Origin of the sequence: Crossiella sp. CA198, from assembly GCF_052078295.1 — a bacterium.
Classification (GTDB): Bacteria; Actinomycetota; Actinomycetes; order Mycobacteriales; family Pseudonocardiaceae; genus Crossiella.
In genome coordinates, this window is sequence record NZ_JBQJIM010000043.1 from 21,257 (window position 1) to 38,883 (window position 17,627).

Below are 17,627 nucleotides of genomic sequence, written 5' to 3' on the forward strand. Positions count from 1 at the left end.
CGGCTGTCCTTGACAGGGCACTGTAACCCTCCCAAACTGGCTGGCACCGCAGGATTGAAACGTTTCATCCCGATCGGGGGCAGGGCCTAGGAACAAGGGAGCTGCCGGGTGACATCGTCGTCTGATCGGCCGCCGGTCCTCGCGTTGCGCGGGATCGAGAAGAGCTTCGGCGCCGTCCGCGCGCTCACCGGCGCGGGGCTCGAACTGCGCCCCGGCCGCGCGCACGCGCTGCTCGGCGAGAACGGGGCAGGCAAGTCCACGTTGATCAAGGTGCTCGGCGGCGTGCACCGGCCGGACCGCGGCGAACTGCTCGTCGACGGCCAGGTCACCACCCTCGCCGACCCGGCCGCCGCGCGGGTCGCCGGGATCGCGGTGATCCACCAGGAACCCGCGCTGTTCCCGGATCTGTCCCTGGCGGAGAACGTGTTCATGGGCCGCCAGCCGCGCCGCCGCGGCCGCCGGATCGACCACCCCGCCCTGCATCAGGCGACGAAAGACCTGTTCACCCGCCTCGGCGTGACCCTGGACCCGGCCGCGCCCGCCCGTGGCCTGTCCATCGCCGACCAGCAGGTGGTGGAGATCGCCAAGGCGCTGTCCTTCGCCGCCAGGGTGATCGTGATGGACGAGCCGACCGCCGCGCTGTCCCCGGCCGAGGTCGCCCGGCTGTTCGAGGTCACCCGCGCGTTGCTGCGTCAGGAGGTGGCGGTGCTGTTCGTCTCGCACCGCCTGGACGAGGTGTTCGCGCTCTGCCAGGACGCCACCGTGCTGCGCGACGGCGGCCTGGTGTGGACCGGTGAACTGACCGGGGTCACCCCGGCCGACCTGGTCCGCCGGATGGTCGGCCGCGACCTCGCCGCCCTTTTCCCGCAAGCTGACAACGTTGTCGGCGAGGTCCGGCTGCGGGTCGACCGGCTGACCCGCGAGGGCGTGTTCACCGACATCTCCTTCGAGCTGCGCGCCGGCGAGATCCTCGCCCTCTCCGGACTGGTCGGCGCCGGGCGCAGCGAGGTGGCCAGGGCGATCTTCGGCATCGACCGGCCGGACGCGGGCGCTGTCCAGATCGAGGGCCGCCGGTTGCGGCAGGGGTCGCCGCGAGCCGCCATGACCGCCGGGATCGGCTTTGTGCCAGAGGATCGGCGGGCCCAGGGCCTGGTACTGGCCGCCTCGATCGAACGCAACATCGCGCTGGCCTCACTGCCCGAGCTGAGTCGCGGCGGCCTGCTCCGCCGCAGATCCGAAACCGCGCTGGCCACCGACTGGGCACTGCGACTGCGGCTGAAATACGCCCGGCTCGGCGATCCGGTCGGCAGGCTCTCCGGCGGCAACCAGCAGAAGGTGGTGCTCGCGAAGTGGTTGTCCCGCAAGCCCAAAGTGCTCATCGTGGATGAACCCACCCGGGGTGTGGACATCGGCGCCAAGGCCGAGGTGCACCGGCTGCTCGGCGAACTCGCGGCCGAAGGCGTGGCCATCCTGATGATCTCCTCCGAACTGCCCGAGGTGCTCGGCCTGGCCGACCGGGTGCTGGTCATGCACGAGGGCAGGCTGGCCGCCGAACTCCGCGGCGAACGCGCCACCGAGGAGAACATCGCGCTCGCCGCCACCGGACAGGCGGTCCCGGCATGAGCGCACTGGCCCGGTTCCGCGAACTCGGCATCCTCGCCACCCTGCTCGTCGTGCTGCTCGGCACCGCCCTGGTGAACCCGCGTTTCCTTGCCGGGCACAGCATCCAGGACCTGCTGCTGAACGCCGCGCTGATCGCGCTGCTCGCGGTCGGGCAGACCGCGGTGGTGCTCACCCGCAACGTCGACCTGTCCGTCGGCTCGGTGCTCGGCCTGTCCGCCTTCCTCACCGCGAGCACCGCCGCGGCCAACCCTGACCTGCCGTTCCCGCTGATCCTGTTGCTGGGACTGGGCATCGGCCTGGTCTGCGGCGCGGTCAACGGCGCGGTGGTCGCGCTCGGCCGGGTGCCCAGCCTGGTGGTCACCCTGGGCACGCTCTACGTCTTCCGCGGCCTGGACTACCTGATCGCGCAAGGACAACAGGTCAACGCGGGCGACCTGCCCGAGGCCCTGCTCGGCTTCGGCGGCGGCACCCTGCTCGGCCTGCCGAACCTGGTGCTGCTCACCCTGCTCGTGGTCCTCGCCGCCGCCTACTACCTGCGTAACTACCGTTCCGGCCGCGAGCTGTACGCCATCGGCTCGCACCCGGAGGCCGCGGTGCTGGCCGGCATCCCGGTGCGGCGCAGGGTGTTCGGCGTCTTCCTGGCCTCGGGCCTGATCGCCGGCCTCGCCGGCGCGCTGTGGACCGCCCGCTACGGCACGGTCGACGCCGCCGCGGGCACCGGCCTGGAACTCCAGGTGGTGGCCGCGGTGGTGGTCGGCGGGGTGGCCATCTTCGGCGGCTCCGGCTCGGCGCACGGGGCCGCGCTCGGCGCGCTGCTGCTGGGCACCATCGCCAGTTCGCTCGCCGTGCTGGGCGTGCCCGCGTTCTGGCAGCAGGCGATCACCGGCGCGCTGCTGCTGGCCGCGATCACCGTGGACCGGCTGCTCGCCCTCCGGCTGGCCGCCGCGCTACGCCGCGCCGCCCGCCGCCCGACGGAGGTGACCGGGTGAAAACCCTGCTGCGCTGGGAAACCGCGCTCGTGTTCGTGCTGCTGGTCATCGCGCTGAGCGCGGGCAGCGGCTTCCGATCGAGCCAGAACCTGTTCTACCTCGGCCTGGACATCGGCGAGATCGCGCTGATCGCGTTGCCGCTCACCATTGTCGTGGTCGCTGGCGAGATCGACCTGTCGGTGGCCTCGGTGCTCGGCCTGTCCAGCGCGCTGATCGGCGTGCTGTGGCAGGCCAACTGGCCCCTGGAAGCCATCCTGCCGGTGGTGATCCTGGCAGGCGCGCTCTGCGGCGCGGTCAACGGATTCCTGGTCACCGCACTGGGATTGCCCTCCCTGGCCGTCACCATCGGCACCCTCGCGCTCTACCGCGGCCTGGCCCTGGTCCTGCTCGGCGACACCGCCGTCGCCGATTTCCCGCCCAGCTACAGCAGTTTTGGCACCGAGCCGGTGCCCGGCACCGGAATTCCCTGGCCCATGCTGCTGTTCGCGCTGCTGGCCGTGGTGTTCGGGGTGCTGCTGCACGCGAGTTCCTACGGCCGCGCGGTGTTCGCCATCGGCGCCAACGCCGAGGCCGCCCGGTTCGCCGGCATCCGGGTGCGCCAGGTCAAGTTCCTCGCCTTCACCCTGGCCGGCGCGGTCGCCGCCCTGGCCGGAATCGTCTACACCCTGCGTTTCTCCAGTGCCCGCGCGGACAACGGCACCGGCCTGGAACTCGCTGTGGTCGCCGCCGTGCTACTCGGCGGCGTGTCCATCTTCGGCGGCCGCGGCACCCTGTTCGGCGTGATCGCCGGCGTGCTTGTGCTCGGCGCGTTGCGCAACGTGCTCATCCTCAACGACGTCCCCACCGAAGTCCTCACCATCGTCACCGGCCTGCTGCTGCTGGTGAGCGTGCTCGCCCCTCTCCGCGGAAGGCAGGACCCATGAGACCACCAGTTTTGCTCGCGACCGTCCTCAGTGGAGCGTTGCTGCTCGGCGCCTGCGGCGGCACCACCCGGGAGAACTCCACCGGCAACGGCGGCCCGACCGGCAGCGCCACCACTGCCAACCCGCAGGCCCCGCTGCGCACCGGACTCAAGATCACCTACTTGCCCAAGCAGGTCAACAACCCCTACTTCACCGTGGTCCGCGGCGGCGCGGAGAACGCGGGCAAGGAACTCCAGGCCGAGGTCAAGACCACCGGACCCTCCGACGCCAGTGCCGCCTCCCAGGTCACCTACATCAACACCGCCGCCCAGCAACGCCAGGACGCACTGGTGCTGGCCGCCAACGACCCCAACGCGGTCGCGCCCGCACTGAAAACCGCCCGCGCCCAGGGCATGAAGGTGGTCACCCTCGATTCCGATGTGGCCGCGGACGCCCGCGACCTGTTCGTGAACCAGGTCAACTCCACCGACATCGCGGTCAAACAAATCGAACTGCTCGCCGAAACCATTGGCGGCGAAGGGGAGTTCGCCATCCTCTCGGCCACCGCCAACGCCACCAACCAGAACACCTGGATCGAGATCATGAAACAGGAACTGGCGAAACCGGGATACGCCAAGCTGAAACTGGTCGAGACCGCCTACGGCAACGACGACGACCAGACCTCCTTCCAGAAAACCCAGGCCCTGCTGGCCGCGCACCCCAACCTCAAGGGCATCATCTCGCCCACCACGGTCGGCATCGCCGCCGCGGCCCGCTACCTCAGTTCCTCGGCCTACCAGGGCAAAGTCGCGCTCACCGGCCTGGGCACGCCGAACCAGCTGCGGGCCTTCGTCAAGAACGGCACGGTGAAGTCCTTCGCACTGTGGGAACCGGCCAAACTCGGCTACCTCGCCACCCAGGCCGCGGCGGCGCTCGCTTCGGGCAGGGTGACTGGTTCACAAGGGCAGAAGTTCGCCGCGGGCAGCCTCGGCGAGTACACGATCGGCCAATCGGGTGAGATCGTACTGGGGCCACCGACGGTCTTCACCACGGACAACGTCGACCGCTTCGACTTCTGAGAGGGGGGAGCCGACCATGAGTGAGAACACCTTGCGGCACAACGCCAAACGCGTGCTGCGCGCCCAGCGGATCGAAACCCCCTCCTGGGCCTACGGCAACTCCGGCACCCGGTTCAAGGTCTTCGCCAAGGCCGGGGTGCCGCGCACGCCGGAGGAGAAGATCGACGACGCGGCCTGCGTGCACGAGTTCACCGGCGTCGCCCCCAGCATCGCCCTGCACATCCCCTGGGACCGGGTCGAGGACTACCCGGCGCTGGCCCGCTACGCCGCGAGCTGCGGCATCCGGCTCGGCGCGATCAACCCGAACGTCTTCCAGGACAACGAGTACAAGCTCGGCAGCATCTGCCACCCGGACTCCGCCATTCGCGCCAAAGCAGTGGACCACCTGCTGGAATGCGTGGAGATCGGCAGGCAGACCGGCTCCAGCGTGCTCTCGGTGTGGCTGGCCGACGGCACCAACTACCTCGGCCAGGACGATATCCGCGCCCGCCAGGACCGCCTCGCCGCGGGCCTGGCGCAGGTGTACGCGGCCATGCCCGCGGACATGCGGCTGTTGCTGGAGTACAAGTTCTTCGAACCGCACTTCTACACCATGGACGTGCCCGACTGGGGCACCGCGTTCGCGCACTGCCTCCGGCTCGGCGAGCGGGCCCAGGTGCTGGTGGACACCGGTCACCACGCGCCCGGCACCAACATCGAGTTCCTGGTGGCCGTGCTGCTGCGCGAGCGGCGACTCGGCGGCTTCCACTTCAACAGCCGCAACTACGCCGACGACGACCTCATGGTCGGCGCGGCCGACCCGTTCCAGCTCTTCCGCATCCTGCACGAGATCCACGGCGCGGGCGGCCTGGCCCCGGACAGCGGCATCGAGTTCATGCTCGACCAGTGCCACAACCTGGAACCCAGCGTGCCCGCGATGATCCGCTCCATCCTCAACGTGCAGGAGGCCACCGCCAAGGCACTGCTGGTGGACCGGGACGCGTTGCGGGAGGCACAACGCGACGGCGATGTGCTCGGCGCGCACGCGGTGGTGATGGACGCCTTCAGCACCGACGTCCGCCCGCTGCTGGCCGAACTCCGTCAGGACCAGGGCCTGGACCCGGACCCGCTGGGCGCGTTCTACCGCAGCGGGTACCAGGAGCACATCGAGGCCGAGCGGATCGGCGGCGGACTGGGGTGGGGCGCGTGACCCACCCCGAGGTGACCGCCCTGCTGGCCCGCGGCCACGCGCTCGGCGCGGACCCGCGTAACACCAACTATGCAGGCGGCAACGCCTCCGCCAAGGCCACCGCCGTCGACCCGGTGACCGGAACCGACGTGGAACTGTTGTGGGTCAAGGGATCCGGCGGTGATCTGGGCACGCTCACCGAGTCGGGCCTGGCCGTGCTCCGCCTGGACCGCCTGCGGGCCCTGACCCAGGTCTACCCTGGGGTCGAACGCGAGGACGAGATGGTCGCCGCCTTCGACTTCTGCCTGCACGGCAAGGGCGGCGCGGCCCCGTCCATCGACACCGCCATGCACGGCCTGGTGAACGCCCCGCACGTGGACCACCTGCACCCGGACGCCGGGATCGCGCTGGCCACCGCCGCCGGGGGAGCGGCCCTGGTCCGCGAGTGCTTCGGCGGCCGGGTGGCCTGGGTGCCCTGGCGGCGGCCCGGTTTCCAGCTCGGCCTGGACATCGCCGCGATCCACCGCGAGCACCCCGACGCCATCGGCGTCATCCTCGGCGGCCACGGCATCACCGCCTGGGGCAAGGATTCCGCGCAGTGCCAGGCACACTCCCTGGAGATCATCCGCCGCGCCCAGGAGTTCATCGAGGACCGCGGCCGACCCGAACCATTCGGCACCGTACGTCCGGAGTGGACACCGCTGCCCGAGTCCGAACGCCTTGCCAGGGCGGCGGAACTGGCCCCGCTGCTGCGCGGCCTGGCCTCCACCTCCAGCCGCACCGACACCGGCCGCAACCAGGTCGGCCACTTCACCGACACCCCCGAGGTGCTCGACTTCCTCAGCCGGGACCGCCTGCCCGCGCTGGCCGCGCTCGGCACCTCCTGCCCGGATCACTTCCTGCGCACCAAGATCCGGCCCCTGCTGCTCACCGACCCGGCCAACGCCGCCGCCGAGTTCGCCGCCTACCGCGACGACTACCGCGCCTACTACACCCGGCACGCCACCCCGGACTCCCCGCCCATGCGCGGCGCGGACCCGGCCATCGTGCTGGTGCCCGGCGTCGGCATGTTCTCCTACGGCCCGGACAAGCAGACCGCCCGCGTCGCCGCCGAGTTCTATGTCAACGCCATCAACGTGATGCGCGGCGCCGAAGCCCTCTCCAGCTACCAGCCCATCCCGGAGGCGGAGAAGTTCCGCATCGAGTACTGGGACCTGGAAGAGGCCAAACTCCGCCGCCGCCCGGCGCCGAAACCCTTGGCGGGCCGGGTAGCGCTGGTCACCGGCGCGGCCTCCGGCATCGGCAAGGCCACCGCCACCCGGCTGGCCGCCGAGGGCGCCTGCGTCATCGTGTCCGATGTGGACGGTGCCAAGGCGGCGGCCGCGGCCACGGAGATCGGCGGCCCCGACATCGCCGCGGCGGTCGTCGCCGACGTCACCGACTCAGCCTCGGTCGAGGCCGCGTTCGCCAAGGCCTGCCTGGCTTTCGGCGGGGTCGACCTGGTGGTCAGCAACGCCGGACTGTCCATCTCCAAACCGCTGACCGAGACCACCGACGCCGACTGGGACATCCAGCACCGGGTGATGTCCAGGGGCTCGTTCCTGGTCGCCAGGACCGCGGCCCGCACCATGACCCGGCAGGGCCTCGGCGGCGACATCGTCTACATCGCCAGCAAGAACGGCGTTTTCGCCGGTCCGAACAACATCGCCTACGGTGCGGCAAAAGCCGACCAGGCACATCAGGTCCGCCTGCTCGCGGCGGAACTGGGGGAGCACGGCATCAGGGTGAACGGGATCAACCCGGACGGGGTGGTCCGCGGTTCCGGGATCTTCGCCGGCGGCTGGGGCGCGCAACGCGCCGCCGTGTACGGCGTTCCGGAAACCGAACTGGGGAGCTACTACGCGCAACGCACCCTGCTCAAGGCAGAGGTGTTGCCGGAACACGTCGCGGCCGCGGTCTATGTGCTGACCGCGGGCGAACTCAGCCGCACCACCGGGGTGCACATACCGGTGGACAGCGGAGTGACGGCGGCGTTCCTGAGATGAGCTACCAGAGGATCAACGAAACGCCAGGAGGGACCACCATGGTGGTAGCCGACAACATCCGAGACCACGCCGTGCTCAGTGACGAGGAGGTCACCCTGCTCCGGCTGCTCTCGACCGGACTGCCGATCGACGCGGTCGCCCGCAGGCTGGAACTGTCCGAGCGCACCGTGCGCAGGCGCACCCGCGCGATGTGCAACCAGCTCGGCTTCTCCAGCTCCATCCAGGTGATCGTATGGGCGGTACGCCGGGGCCTCGTGTGAGGGTCGCGGCGGTGGACCTCGGCGCCTCCAGCGGCCGGGTGATGTCGGTTGAGGCCGGCTCGGGCGGGCTGACCCTCACCGAGGTCCACCGTTTCGCCAACACCCCCGTCACCCTGGCTGGCACCCTGCACTGGGACCCGGTCCAGCTCCACCAAGGCGTGCTGCACGGCCTGCGCGAACTCACCGCCGACGGAAATCCCGTGCACAGCATCGGAATCGACTCCTGGGCCGTGGACTACGCGCTGCTCGCGCCAGACGGCGGCCTGCTCGGCCTGCCCGTGCACTACCGCGACCACCGCACCGAGGGCCAGCTGGACCGGGTACTCGCCAAGATCCCACCCGACCAGCTCTACACCCACACCGGCCTGCAACTCCTGCGCATCAACACCCTCTTCCAGTTGATGTCCGAAGTAGACGGACCGCGCCTGCCCGCGGCGGACTGCCTGCTGCTGATCCCGGACCTGCTCACCTACTGGCTCACCGGCGACCGCGCCGCCGAACGCACCAACGCCTCCACCACCCAGCTCCTGGACGTCCACAGTGGACAGTGGCTGACCGCCCTGATGGCAGACCTGGGCATCCCACCCCACATCTTCCCCCCACTGCGCGACCCAGGAACCCCAGCGGGCAGCCTGAAACCCGACCTCGGCTTCCCCCACCCCATCCCGGTCACCAGGGTCGCCAGCCACGACACCGCCTCCGCCATCGCCGCCATCCCCACCCAAACCCGCCACTTCGCCTACATCTCCTGCGGCACCTGGGCCCTGGCCGGCGTAGAACTGGACCATCCCGTCCTCACCCCCGCCAGCCGCGAAGCCAACTTCACCAACGAACGCGGCCTCGACGGCACCATCCGCTACCTACGCAACAACATGGGCCTCTGGCTACTCCAGGAATGCCTCCGCACCTGGAACGCCCAATCCGAGCTGACCCCCCTGCTCAAGGCGGCGGCCGACCTGCCCACCCACACCCTGATCAACCCAGACGACCCGATCTTCCTACCCCCAGGCGACATGCCCACCCGCATCCGCCAGTGGTGCGCCACCCACGACCAGCCAGTCCCGCACACCCGCCCCCACCTGGTTCGCTGCATCCTGGACAGCCTGGCCAACGCCTTCCACCACACCATCACCGAAGCCGCCCAACTCTCCGGCGCGCGGGTGGAGGTCGTGCACCTGGTCGGCGGCGGCGCGGCCAACGAACTGCTCTGCCAACTCACCGCCAACGCCTGCCGGCTCCCGGTCATCGCAGGCCCGGTGGAAGCAGCCGCCCTGGGCAACGCCCTGGTCCAACTCCGCACCGACCAAACCCTGCCCGAACTCCGCGACCTGGTTCGCACCAGCACCACCCTGACCCAGTACACGCCCCGCTAGAAACCGCGACGAGCCCGGCCAGTCGCGCAGCGCCCCCGGCCCGACTGCCACGATGGGCCCACCAGCCCGGAAACGCCCCGCCCGCCGCACGCCCCGGCCGGTCCTCACCCCGAAGCCAGTCGCCGCGATGCCCCTCCACGACCAGCCCGGCTCACCCTCGGCGCCCACCCCTCCCCACCTACCGCGGGAAGTTCGCCAGCACCATCTCCACCACCCGGCGCAGTTCCGCGCGCCCCACCCCATCCGCCGCGTGCACCGACATCCCCTGGCTGACCACCATCACCAGCCGCGCCAACTCCGCCGCACTCGCCGACCCGGGCAGATCCCCCTCGGCCTGGGCCCGCTCGAACCGCTCCCGCAGCTGAACCTCCACCGCCATCCGGTGCGCCGAGATCTCCGCCCGCACCCCGTCCGCGCCATTCCCGGTGACCAGCGCGCCCTGCACCACCAGGCAGCCGCGCGGGCACCCGTCCGCGGTCACCGCGTCCACCGTGCCGTAGAGCAGCCGCTCGGCCGTGGCCCGCGCGGTCGGCTCGGCCAGCGCCTCGGACACGTGCCGCGCGGGACCGGTGGTGTAGCGCTCCAACGCCTTGCGGAACAGCGATTCCTTGTTGCCGTAGGCCGCGTACAGGCTCGGCCGGTTGATGCCCATGGCCGCGGTGAGATCGGACATGGCCGCGCCCTCGTAGCCATGCCGCCAGAAGACCTCCAGCGCCCGGTCCAGGGCCTGGTCGACGTCGAATTCCCGGGGTCGCCCGATCGCCATCCCAGCCTCCTTCCGTACCAGCCGATACTGTACTCCGCGCAGGTCAGGCTAGGGCCAGCTCGGCCACCACCATGCGGTGATCCGTCCCGCCCAGGCTGTGCTCGGCCACCGAGACCCCGGTCAGCCCCGCCCCGTGCAACACATGATCCAGTTCCACCACCGGCGGCGCCCAGCCATCAGCAGGCCAGGTCGGCGCCCACCCCCGCCCCAACTCCGCGTGCGTGTCCACCATCCCCGCCGATAACAGCCTGCGGAACGAGGCGTGATCCAGCGTCGCGTTGAAATCGCCCAGCATCACCACATCCCGCCCCGCCACCGACCGCAACGAGTCCAGATCCCGCGCCCACCGCACCGGATCCCCCACCGGCCAGAACGTGTGCACCCCCACGAACTGGATCGACCGCCCACCCACCTCGACCCTGGCCACCGTCTGCGGCCACTCGGTAGGCGCGGCCAGCAACCCACCGGCGCTCAACGGCAACCGCGAGTACAGCGAGGTGTCCGCCTCCGGCCGCAACTCCTGATGCGGCAACACGGAATCGATCCCCGCCGCCGCCAGCGCCCGCACTCCCGCCGAGGGCAGTTCCTGCACCGCGAGCACATCCAGCCGCTGCGTCCGCACCAGTTCCACCAACGCCCGCGCGTCCACCCGCCCCACCAGGCTGTTCACCGTCCCCACCCGCAACCGCACCGGCCCGGCCTCGCCCCCCGTGGCGACAAACCGCGGCATGATCACCACCACCTGCACCAACGCCAGCACCGCGGCCAGCCAGGCCGCCCGCAACCGCAATACCCCCAGCACCACCGCGACCAGCACGGTCCCCACCGCCACCAACGGCAACCCCGCCATCGGCAACGCCAGCACATTCCCGTCATCCAGCCCCGTGACCCGGACCACGACGAGCAACGTCACCGGCGCCAGCCCTGCCCAGCCCAGCCAAGCCAGCACCCGCCGCCGCGGCCGAACATCAACAACGGTCATGCCCGCCAGTCTGCCCGAGTACCCCGACCAGCCACTCAACGGCCGCCCGCCGAGGATTGCCGCCCGCCGCCCGCCGCCCGCCCGCCGCACGCCGCGGGTCGCCCGCCCGCCCGCCTCGGATCGCCGTCGCCCGTCGCGCCTCCTGCCAGTCCCCGCCCCCCGGCCCAGCGCTGGGTTCCGGCAGTCAGGGCCAAAATCGGACAGTTCCCCGGACAGGCCCTTTTCGTGGGTCGGCCCTCCGTGGCATGGTCGCTCTGACTCCGACAACGTTGTCAGCGAGGGGGCGGAACCTTGTCACCATCTCCCGGCAGAACCGTCGCGCACGCCAGGAAGCCCGCACCCGCCCGGACGCGCTCACTCGCGCCCGCGCTGGCCGTGGCGTTGCTGGCCGGCGGGCTGTTCGCGCCCGCGACCGCCTCCGCGCAACCGGTGGCCGACCCGACCACGCTGGTCAACCCGTTCGTCGGCACCCAGAACTTCGGCAACACCTTTCCCGGGGCCAGCGCGCCCTTCGGCATGGTCCAGGTCAGCCCGGACACCGGCGGCCAGGGCGGCTACGACTACAAGCAGGACCAGATCCACGGGTTCAGCCAGACTCACCTCTCCGGGGTCGGCTGCGGGGTGGCCGGTGAACTGCCGATCATGCCCACCACCGGGCCGGTCGACTCGGTCGAGCACACCGGCTACCGCTCCAAGTACTCCCACGCCGACGAACAGGCCAGCCCCGGCTACTACCGGGTCGGGCTGTCCCGCTACGGGATCAACGCCGAACTGACCGCGACCGAGCGCACCGGCTGGCAGCGCTACACCTTCCCGGCGACCGCCGCGGCCAACGTGCTGTTCAACACCGGCAAGGCCAACCAGGGCGTGCACGACTCGGAGATCCACGTCGTCGGTGACCGGACCATCGAGGGCCGGGTCCGGGCTGGCGGGTTCTGCGCGGGCAAGGATGACCACACCGTCTACTTCACGGCCAGTTTCGACCGTCCGTTCAGCGCGTTCGGCACCTGGCGCGGCACCGCCAAACGCCCGGACACCCGCGATGCCGCCGGCGCGGGCGGCAACGGCGCCTGGGTGAGCTTCGACGCCGCCACCGACCGCGATGTCGTGGTCAAGGTCGGCCTGTCCTACACCGGCCTGGACGGCGCCCGCCGCAACCTCACCGCCGAGACCGGCGCCGCGCACGACTTCGACGCCGTGCGCGCCAAGCTGCACCAGGCCTGGCAGCAGCGGCTGCGCTCGGTGAGCGTCGGCGGCGGCAGCACCGAACGGCAGACCGCCTTCTACACCGCGCTCTACCACTCCCTGCTGCACCCCAACCTGGCAGGCGACGTCGACGGCAAGTACCTCGGCTTCGACGACAAGGTGCGCACCGCCACCGACTTCACCCCGTACCAGAACCTGTCCCTGTGGGACACCTACCGCCCGCAGAACCAGCTGCTGGAAATGCTGGAACCCCAGGTGGCCAGGGATGTCGCGCTGTCCGTGCTGGCCGCGGGCCGGGACGGCGGCTGGCTGCCGCGCTGGGCGCTGGCCAACAGCGAGACCAACATCATGACCGGTGACCCGGTCACCCCGTTCCTGGTCGAGGCGTGGTCCAAGGGCCTGCTCGCCGGGCACGAACGCGAGGCGTACACCTTGCTGCGCAAGAACGCCACCGCCACCCCGCCGGCCAACTCCGTCTACAATGGACGGTCCGGCGTTGACTACTACAACAAGCGTGGCTACATCCCCTCCGGTCTCAAACTCGGCGTCGACTGTGCGCACAAGGGCGGCGACAACGACTGCGTGCACCCGGCCTCGGCGACCATGGAGTACGCGGCCGCCGATGCCTCGCTGGCCCTGCTCGCCGACGCCCTCGGCGAACGCGCCGACGCGCGGATGTTCGGCGAACGCGGCCAGTGGTACCGCAACCTGTGGGACAAGGGCATCAGCCAGTTCCGCCCGCGCACCAAGGACGGCACCTGGGTCACCCCGTATGACCCGGTCGGCGCCGGGCACCAGTTCCACGAGGGCGGCGCCCACCAGTACCAGTGGCTGGTACCCCAGGACCCGGCCGGACTGGTCGAGTTGATGGGCGGCCGCAAGGCCACCGAAGCGCGACTGGACCGCTTCTTCGCCTACGACAAGCTGCTGCGCGACCCGGCGGGCACCGCGCGCAAGGACTGGATCACCGATCCCTACGACTACTACGGCAAACCCACCTACAACCCGAACAACGAACCCGACCTGCACGCGCCCTACATGTACCTGTGGGCAGGCGCGCCCGCCAAGACCGCGACCGTGGTCCGCGCCGCCATGACCCTGTTCACCACCGGCCCGGACGGCATGACCGGCAACGACGACCTGGGCACCATGTCAGCCTGGTATGTCTTCTCCTCTCTCGGGCTGTACCCGACCATGAGCGGCGCCAACTTCCTCGCCCTGTCCAGTCCGCAGTTCCCGACCGCGACCGTGCGCATCGGCGACTGGGGCGGCCGCCAGGGCGGCACGCTCACCGTCACCGCGCCCGGCGCGAGCGATGCGAACCGTTACGTGCAACGGGTGTCGCTGGACAACCGGCCGGTCACCCGGACCTGGCTGTCCTGGGCCGACCTCGCCCGCGGCGGGACCCTGGCGCACACCCTGGGCAGCACCCCGTCGCAGTGGGGCACCGGCCGCCAGGACGAGCCGCCGTCGATCAACCGCTCGGCAGCCGACCCGCGCCACCACCTCGACGCGTCCCTGCGCCAGCCCACCGCGGTGCTGCCCACCTCGGCGAGCCCGCAACAGGCCACCCTGCCGCTGGACGTGCTGGGCCAGTCCCCGGGCGTCCTGGCCGCCCAGATCCGGACCACCGCCCCGGCGGGCTGGCGGCTCGACGGCCCGCAGGCGCCGATCCTGTTGCGCTCCCAGCGGCTGCCGACCCAGCAGACCGTGCCACTGGCCCTCACCGTCCCGGCTGGCACGCCGGCCGGCAAGTACCCGGTGCTGGTGCGGGCGGAGGCCCTGGACGGCAACAAGGTCATCCGCGAACTCACCGTCGAACTGCGCACCGCCGCCACCTGCGCGAGCACCAGCGGCACCCAGTGCGCGGTGAACCTGGCCACCGTGGCCGAGCACGACGGCACCGCCACCGTGACCGCCTCCGCCGAGGGCGACTTCGACGGCGGTGGCTGGAGTTACGACGCTGCCCTGCTGCCGGCACCCGGCCCGGTCACCTGGGCGGCCACCACCTACGCCGCCCCGGATCCCAGCGGGACCAAGCCCAACTTCGTCGAGTCCCGCGGCCAGTCCCTGCTGCTGCCCGAAGGCAGGCATAGCAGCCTGAAACTGGTCTCCGCCAGCCACAACGGCCCGGTCACCGCGCCACTGACCATCCGCTACGCCGACGGCGCCACTGTCGAGGCCGCGGTCGTCGTCGGCGACTGGGCGGGCTCGACCCCGGCAGGCACCACCGTGCTGCTGGAGATGCCACACCGGATCAAGGCGGGCACCGGGATCGACGGCCCGCCGGTCAGGCTGTTCGGCCAGACCGTGCCGCTGGATCCGGCCAAGGCGATCCGCTCCATCACCCTGCCCAACGATCCGCGTATTGAGTTGTACGCGCTCACCCTGTCCTGAGTCATAACCTCATTCGGCGCCTCCGTGCAGGACGTCGAGCACCTGCTGGCCGTAGGCCTCCAGCTTCGCCTCGCCGATACCGCTGATGCCGCCGAGCGCAGCCAGGGTGGCCGGGCGCTCGGTGGCGATGGTGCGCAGCGTGGCGTCGTGGAAGATCACGTAGGCAGGCTTGGCGATCTCCTTGGCCACCGCGCCCCGCCAGGCGCGCAGCTGCTCGAACAACGCCGTCGCCTCCGGTGACAGATCCGCCACCACCGCGGCCTTCTTCGCCTTGGCCTGACTGGATTTGCTCACCGGCCGCTCCGGCTCGCGCCGCAGCAGCACCTCGCGCTGACGGCTGAGCACCTGCGCGCTGGCCTCGGTGAGCACCAGCGTGCCGTAATCGCCCTCCACCGCCAGCAGGCCCTGCGCCAGCAGCTGCCGGACCACCGCCCGCCACTCCTGCTCCCGCAGATCGGCCCCGATGCCGAAGACGGTCAGCGCGTCGTGGTTGTGCTCGATGATCTTGGCTGTCTTCTTGCCGAGCAGGATGTCCACCACCTGCCCGGCGCCGAACTTCTGGTTCCGCTCGCGCTTGAGCCGGTAGACCGTGGACAGCAGCTTCTGCGCCGCCACCGTGCCGTCCCAGGGCTCCGCCGGGTTCAGGCAGGTGTCGCAGTTGCCGCACGGCTGCCCCTGCTGCCCGAAGTAGTTCAGCAGCTGCACCCGGCGGCATTCCACCGTCTCGCACAGCGCGAGCATCGCGTTGAGGTGCTGGCCCAGCTTGCGCCGGTGCGCGTCGTCACCCTCGGAGGTGTCGATCATCTTGCGCTGCTGCACCACGTCCTGCAGCCCGTAGGCCAGCCAGGCCGTGGACGGCAGCCCGTCCCGCCCGGCGCGGCCGGTCTCCTGGTAGTAGCCCTCCACCGACTTCGGCAGGTCCAGGTGGGCCACGAAACGCACGTCGGGCTTGTCGATGCCCATACCGAAGGCGATGGTGGCCACCACGATCAGCCCGTCCTCGCGCAGGAACCGGGCCTGGTTGCGCGCCCTGGTGCCCGAGTCCAGCCCCGCGTGGTAGGGCACCGCCTCGAAACCGTTGGCGGAGAGGAACTCCGCGGTCTTGTCCACCGACGCCCTGGACAGGCAGTAGACGATGCCCGCGTCGCCCTTGTGCTCGGTGCCCAGCAGGTCCAGCAGCTGCCGCTTGGGATCGTTCTTGCCGACGATGCGGTACTGGATGTTGGGCCGGTCGAAGCTGGCCACGAAATGCCTGGCCTCGGTCAGGTTCAACCGGGTGGCGATCTCAGTGTGGGTGGCCTCGGTGGCGGTGGCGGTCAGCGCGATCCGCGGCACATCCGGCCAGCGCTCGTGCAGCTGGGACAGATTCAGGTATTCCGGCCGGAAGTCGTGCCCCCACTGGGACACGCAGTGCGCCTCGTCGATGGCGAACAAGGACACCCGGCCGCGGTCCAGCAGCCGCAGGGTCGACTCCATCCGCAGCCGTTCCGGCGCCAGGTAGAGCAGATCCAGCTCCCCGGCCAGGAACAACGACTCCACGAGCTGCCGCTCGTCGGGCAGCTGGGTGGAGTTGAGGAACCCGGCCCGCACCCCGGCCGCGGTCAGCGCGTCCACCTGGTCCTGCATCAGCGCGATCAGCGGCGACACCACCACGCCGACGCCGGGCCGCACCAGGGCGGGAATCTGGTAGCACAACGACTTTCCGCCGCCGGTGGGCATGAGCACGAGCGCGTCGCCGCCCGCGACGACATGCTCGATGATCGCCTGCTGCTCGCCGCGGAACGAGTCGTAACCGAAGACACGGCGCAGTACCTGCGTCGCGTCCGTCACGTCCGATCCGGCTTCCGTCGAAGTCACGGGGCCGAGATTACCGACACCCGCCGACACGCTGTGCCGCACCGCGTTCCGAACGGGTGGGCCGGGCCGGTGACCGACGGTGAGCTTTCCGGCGGCCACCCCGGTTGACCTGCCCCTGGACCAAGATCCACGGCGAAAAAAGAGGCTGCACGGGTTTCCCCGACGGTGGACTCAGGCCGGGCCGACGAAGACCGCTTTGTCCCGGCCGAAGCCCGGCTGGAAGGCGAGCTGCATCTCACCCGGTCTGGCGCCGACGGCGTAGGCAACCTCGTAGCTGAAGCTCTTGCCCGGCAGCACAGTGCCGGTGTCCGTGCCGGTGCCGCAGGGGCCGTTGAAGTCCCTGATCGGCTTGGCCTCCCGCCCGTCGAACTGGGCGTCGCTCAGTCCGAGCAACAGACCGGTCTCGACGGGTTCCCTGGTGCCGTTGACCACGGTGACGGTGAACTTGGCCGCACGGTCCACTGTGGACGGTGAGGAGTACTTGCCAGGCTTGCACGTGGCCGGCTTGGCCACCTCGACGGCCAGCCCGTCCTGCCAGGTGTAGCGTTTGCCCCAGGTCGGTGCTTCCGCGGGTGGCGGGTTGTCGGCCGGTTTCGCCTTGCCCGGGTCGCCATCGCTGACCTGGCCCTGGTTGGCGGTGTCCTGGAGTGCCTCAACCAGTGCCTTGACCACGGCCGCCTGCACCACCACCGTGATGACGATGGCCAGCACGCACAGCCCGGCGCCGATGGCGGCCATCGTCTTGCGGGTGCCGAACACCGCGATCACCCCGAGCACCAGGCCGACTCCGGCGGCGATCGCGGTGACGTTGTTGAGGATGATGATCGGCGAGCCGAGCAGTCCGACCAGACCGAGGATCAGCGCGGTCAGGGCGAGTCCGCTGAACCTGGGCGGAGGCGGCTGCGGCGGCGCTTCGGGCATGATGGGCAATTGGTGGGTCATGGTCGCTCCCTGGGCGAAGGCTGGTGCCCGGTGGTCGC

Annotated in this window: 13 protein-coding genes; 9 read left to right on the forward strand and 4 right to left on the reverse strand. The window is 70.7% G+C overall.

The annotated features are described in order from the left end of the window. The first annotated feature begins 108 nt into the window (after nt 1–108). The 8 genes from ACTOWY_RS41790 to ACTOWY_RS41825 are packed head-to-tail and all read left to right on the forward strand — an operon-like array spanning nt 109 to nt 9,439. Nucleotides 109–1,623: a sugar ABC transporter ATP-binding protein gene (locus ACTOWY_RS41790; protein ID WP_441315133.1), complete on the forward strand. Its 1,515-nt coding sequence runs from the start codon at nt 109–111 to the stop codon at nt 1,621–1,623. Further along, nucleotides 1,620–2,612 carry an ABC transporter permease gene (locus tag ACTOWY_RS41795; protein ID WP_441315134.1) on the forward strand — a complete coding sequence of 331 codons (993 nt, stop codon included), beginning with the start codon at nt 1,620–1,622 and terminating at the stop codon, nt 2,610–2,612. Before ACTOWY_RS41790 ends, ACTOWY_RS41795 begins: the two co-directional genes overlap by 4 nt. Continuing rightward, nucleotides 2,609–3,535, forward strand: a complete 927-nt coding sequence (locus ACTOWY_RS41800; RefSeq protein WP_441315135.1) for an ABC transporter permease — start codon at nt 2,609–2,611, stop codon at nt 3,533–3,535. Before ACTOWY_RS41795 ends, ACTOWY_RS41800 begins: the two co-directional genes overlap by 4 nt. Further along, a complete protein-coding gene (gene rhaS / locus ACTOWY_RS41805; protein WP_441315136.1) occupies nt 3,532–4,593 on the forward strand; it encodes a rhamnose ABC transporter substrate-binding protein in 1,062 nt (353 codons plus the stop codon). Before ACTOWY_RS41800 ends, rhaS begins: the two co-directional genes overlap by 4 nt. Nucleotides 4,594–4,609: 16 nt before the next feature. After that, nucleotides 4,610–5,782, forward strand: coding sequence for an L-rhamnose isomerase (rhaI, locus tag ACTOWY_RS41810; RefSeq protein WP_441315137.1), 1,173 nt, complete (start codon nt 4,610–4,612; stop codon nt 5,780–5,782). Further along, entirely contained in the window at nt 5,779–7,806 is a 2,028-nt protein-coding gene (locus ACTOWY_RS41815) for a bifunctional aldolase/short-chain dehydrogenase (protein WP_441315138.1), read from the forward strand. Before rhaI ends, ACTOWY_RS41815 begins: the two co-directional genes overlap by 4 nt. A gap of 38 nt (nt 7,807–7,844) precedes the next feature. Continuing rightward, a complete protein-coding gene (locus tag ACTOWY_RS41820) occupies nt 7,845–8,066 on the forward strand; it encodes a LuxR C-terminal-related transcriptional regulator (protein WP_185008067.1) in 222 nt (73 codons plus the stop codon). Beyond that, nucleotides 8,063–9,439 carry a rhamnulokinase gene (locus ACTOWY_RS41825; protein WP_441315139.1) on the forward strand — a complete coding sequence of 459 codons (1,377 nt, stop codon included), beginning with the start codon at nt 8,063–8,065 and terminating at the stop codon, nt 9,437–9,439. Before ACTOWY_RS41820 ends, ACTOWY_RS41825 begins: the two co-directional genes overlap by 4 nt. Nucleotides 9,440–9,617: 178 nt before the next feature. Here the strand turns inward: ACTOWY_RS41825 and ACTOWY_RS41830 are convergent, their stop codons facing one another. Both ACTOWY_RS41830 and ACTOWY_RS41835 read right to left on the reverse strand, forming a co-directional pair. Next, complete coding sequence (locus tag ACTOWY_RS41830) at nt 9,618–10,205, reverse strand: TetR/AcrR family transcriptional regulator (RefSeq protein ID WP_441315140.1); 588 nt, start codon at nt 10,203–10,205, stop codon at nt 9,618–9,620. 43 nt (nt 10,206–10,248) lie between these two features. Next, entirely contained in the window at nt 10,249–11,187 is a 939-nt protein-coding gene (locus ACTOWY_RS41835; protein ID WP_441315141.1) for an endonuclease/exonuclease/phosphatase family protein, read from the reverse strand. A 291-nt stretch (nt 11,188–11,478) separates the two neighbouring features. Here ACTOWY_RS41835 and ACTOWY_RS41840 point away from each other — a divergent pair, with 291 nt between their 5' ends. Beyond that, nucleotides 11,479–14,790 carry a GH92 family glycosyl hydrolase gene (locus tag ACTOWY_RS41840; protein ID WP_441315142.1) on the forward strand — a complete coding sequence of 1,104 codons (3,312 nt, stop codon included), beginning with the start codon at nt 11,479–11,481 and terminating at the stop codon, nt 14,788–14,790. A gap of 9 nt (nt 14,791–14,799) precedes the next feature. Here ACTOWY_RS41840 and recQ read toward each other — a convergent pair whose 3' ends face one another. Both recQ and ACTOWY_RS41850 read right to left on the reverse strand, forming a co-directional pair. Then, a complete protein-coding gene (recQ, locus tag ACTOWY_RS41845) occupies nt 14,800–16,647 on the reverse strand; it encodes a DNA helicase RecQ (RefSeq protein ID WP_441315143.1) in 1,848 nt (615 codons plus the stop codon). A gap of 171 nt (nt 16,648–16,818) precedes the next feature. Next, on the reverse strand, nt 16,819–17,589 hold the full coding sequence (locus ACTOWY_RS41850; protein ID WP_441315144.1) for a hypothetical protein: 771 nt from the start codon (nt 17,587–17,589) through the stop codon (nt 16,819–16,821). Nucleotides 17,590–17,627: the final 38 nt, after the last annotated feature.

What these genes read in the sequence shown, in the direction of transcription:
- ACTOWY_RS41820 (WP_185008067.1), top strand. Translation starts at nt 7,845, where the DNA reads ATGGTGGTAGCCGACAACATCCGAGACCACGCCGTGCTCAGTGACGAG.
- rhaS (WP_441315136.1), top strand. Translation starts at nt 3,532, where the DNA reads ATGAGACCACCAGTTTTGCTCGCGACCGTCCTCAGTGGAGCGTTGCTG.
- rhaI (WP_441315137.1), top strand. Translation starts at nt 4,610, where the DNA reads ATGAGTGAGAACACCTTGCGGCACAACGCCAAACGCGTGCTGCGCGCC.
- ACTOWY_RS41795 (WP_441315134.1), top strand. Translation starts at nt 1,620, where the DNA reads ATGAGCGCACTGGCCCGGTTCCGCGAACTCGGCATCCTCGCCACCCTG.
- ACTOWY_RS41835 (WP_441315141.1), bottom strand. Translation starts at nt 11,187, where the DNA reads ATGACCGTTGTTGATGTTCGGCCGCGGCGGCGGGTGCTGGCTTGGCTG.
- ACTOWY_RS41850 (WP_441315144.1), bottom strand. Translation starts at nt 17,589, where the DNA reads ATGACCCACCAATTGCCCATCATGCCCGAAGCGCCGCCGCAGCCGCCT.
- ACTOWY_RS41830 (WP_441315140.1), bottom strand. Translation starts at nt 10,205, where the DNA reads ATGGCGATCGGGCGACCCCGGGAATTCGACGTCGACCAGGCCCTGGAC.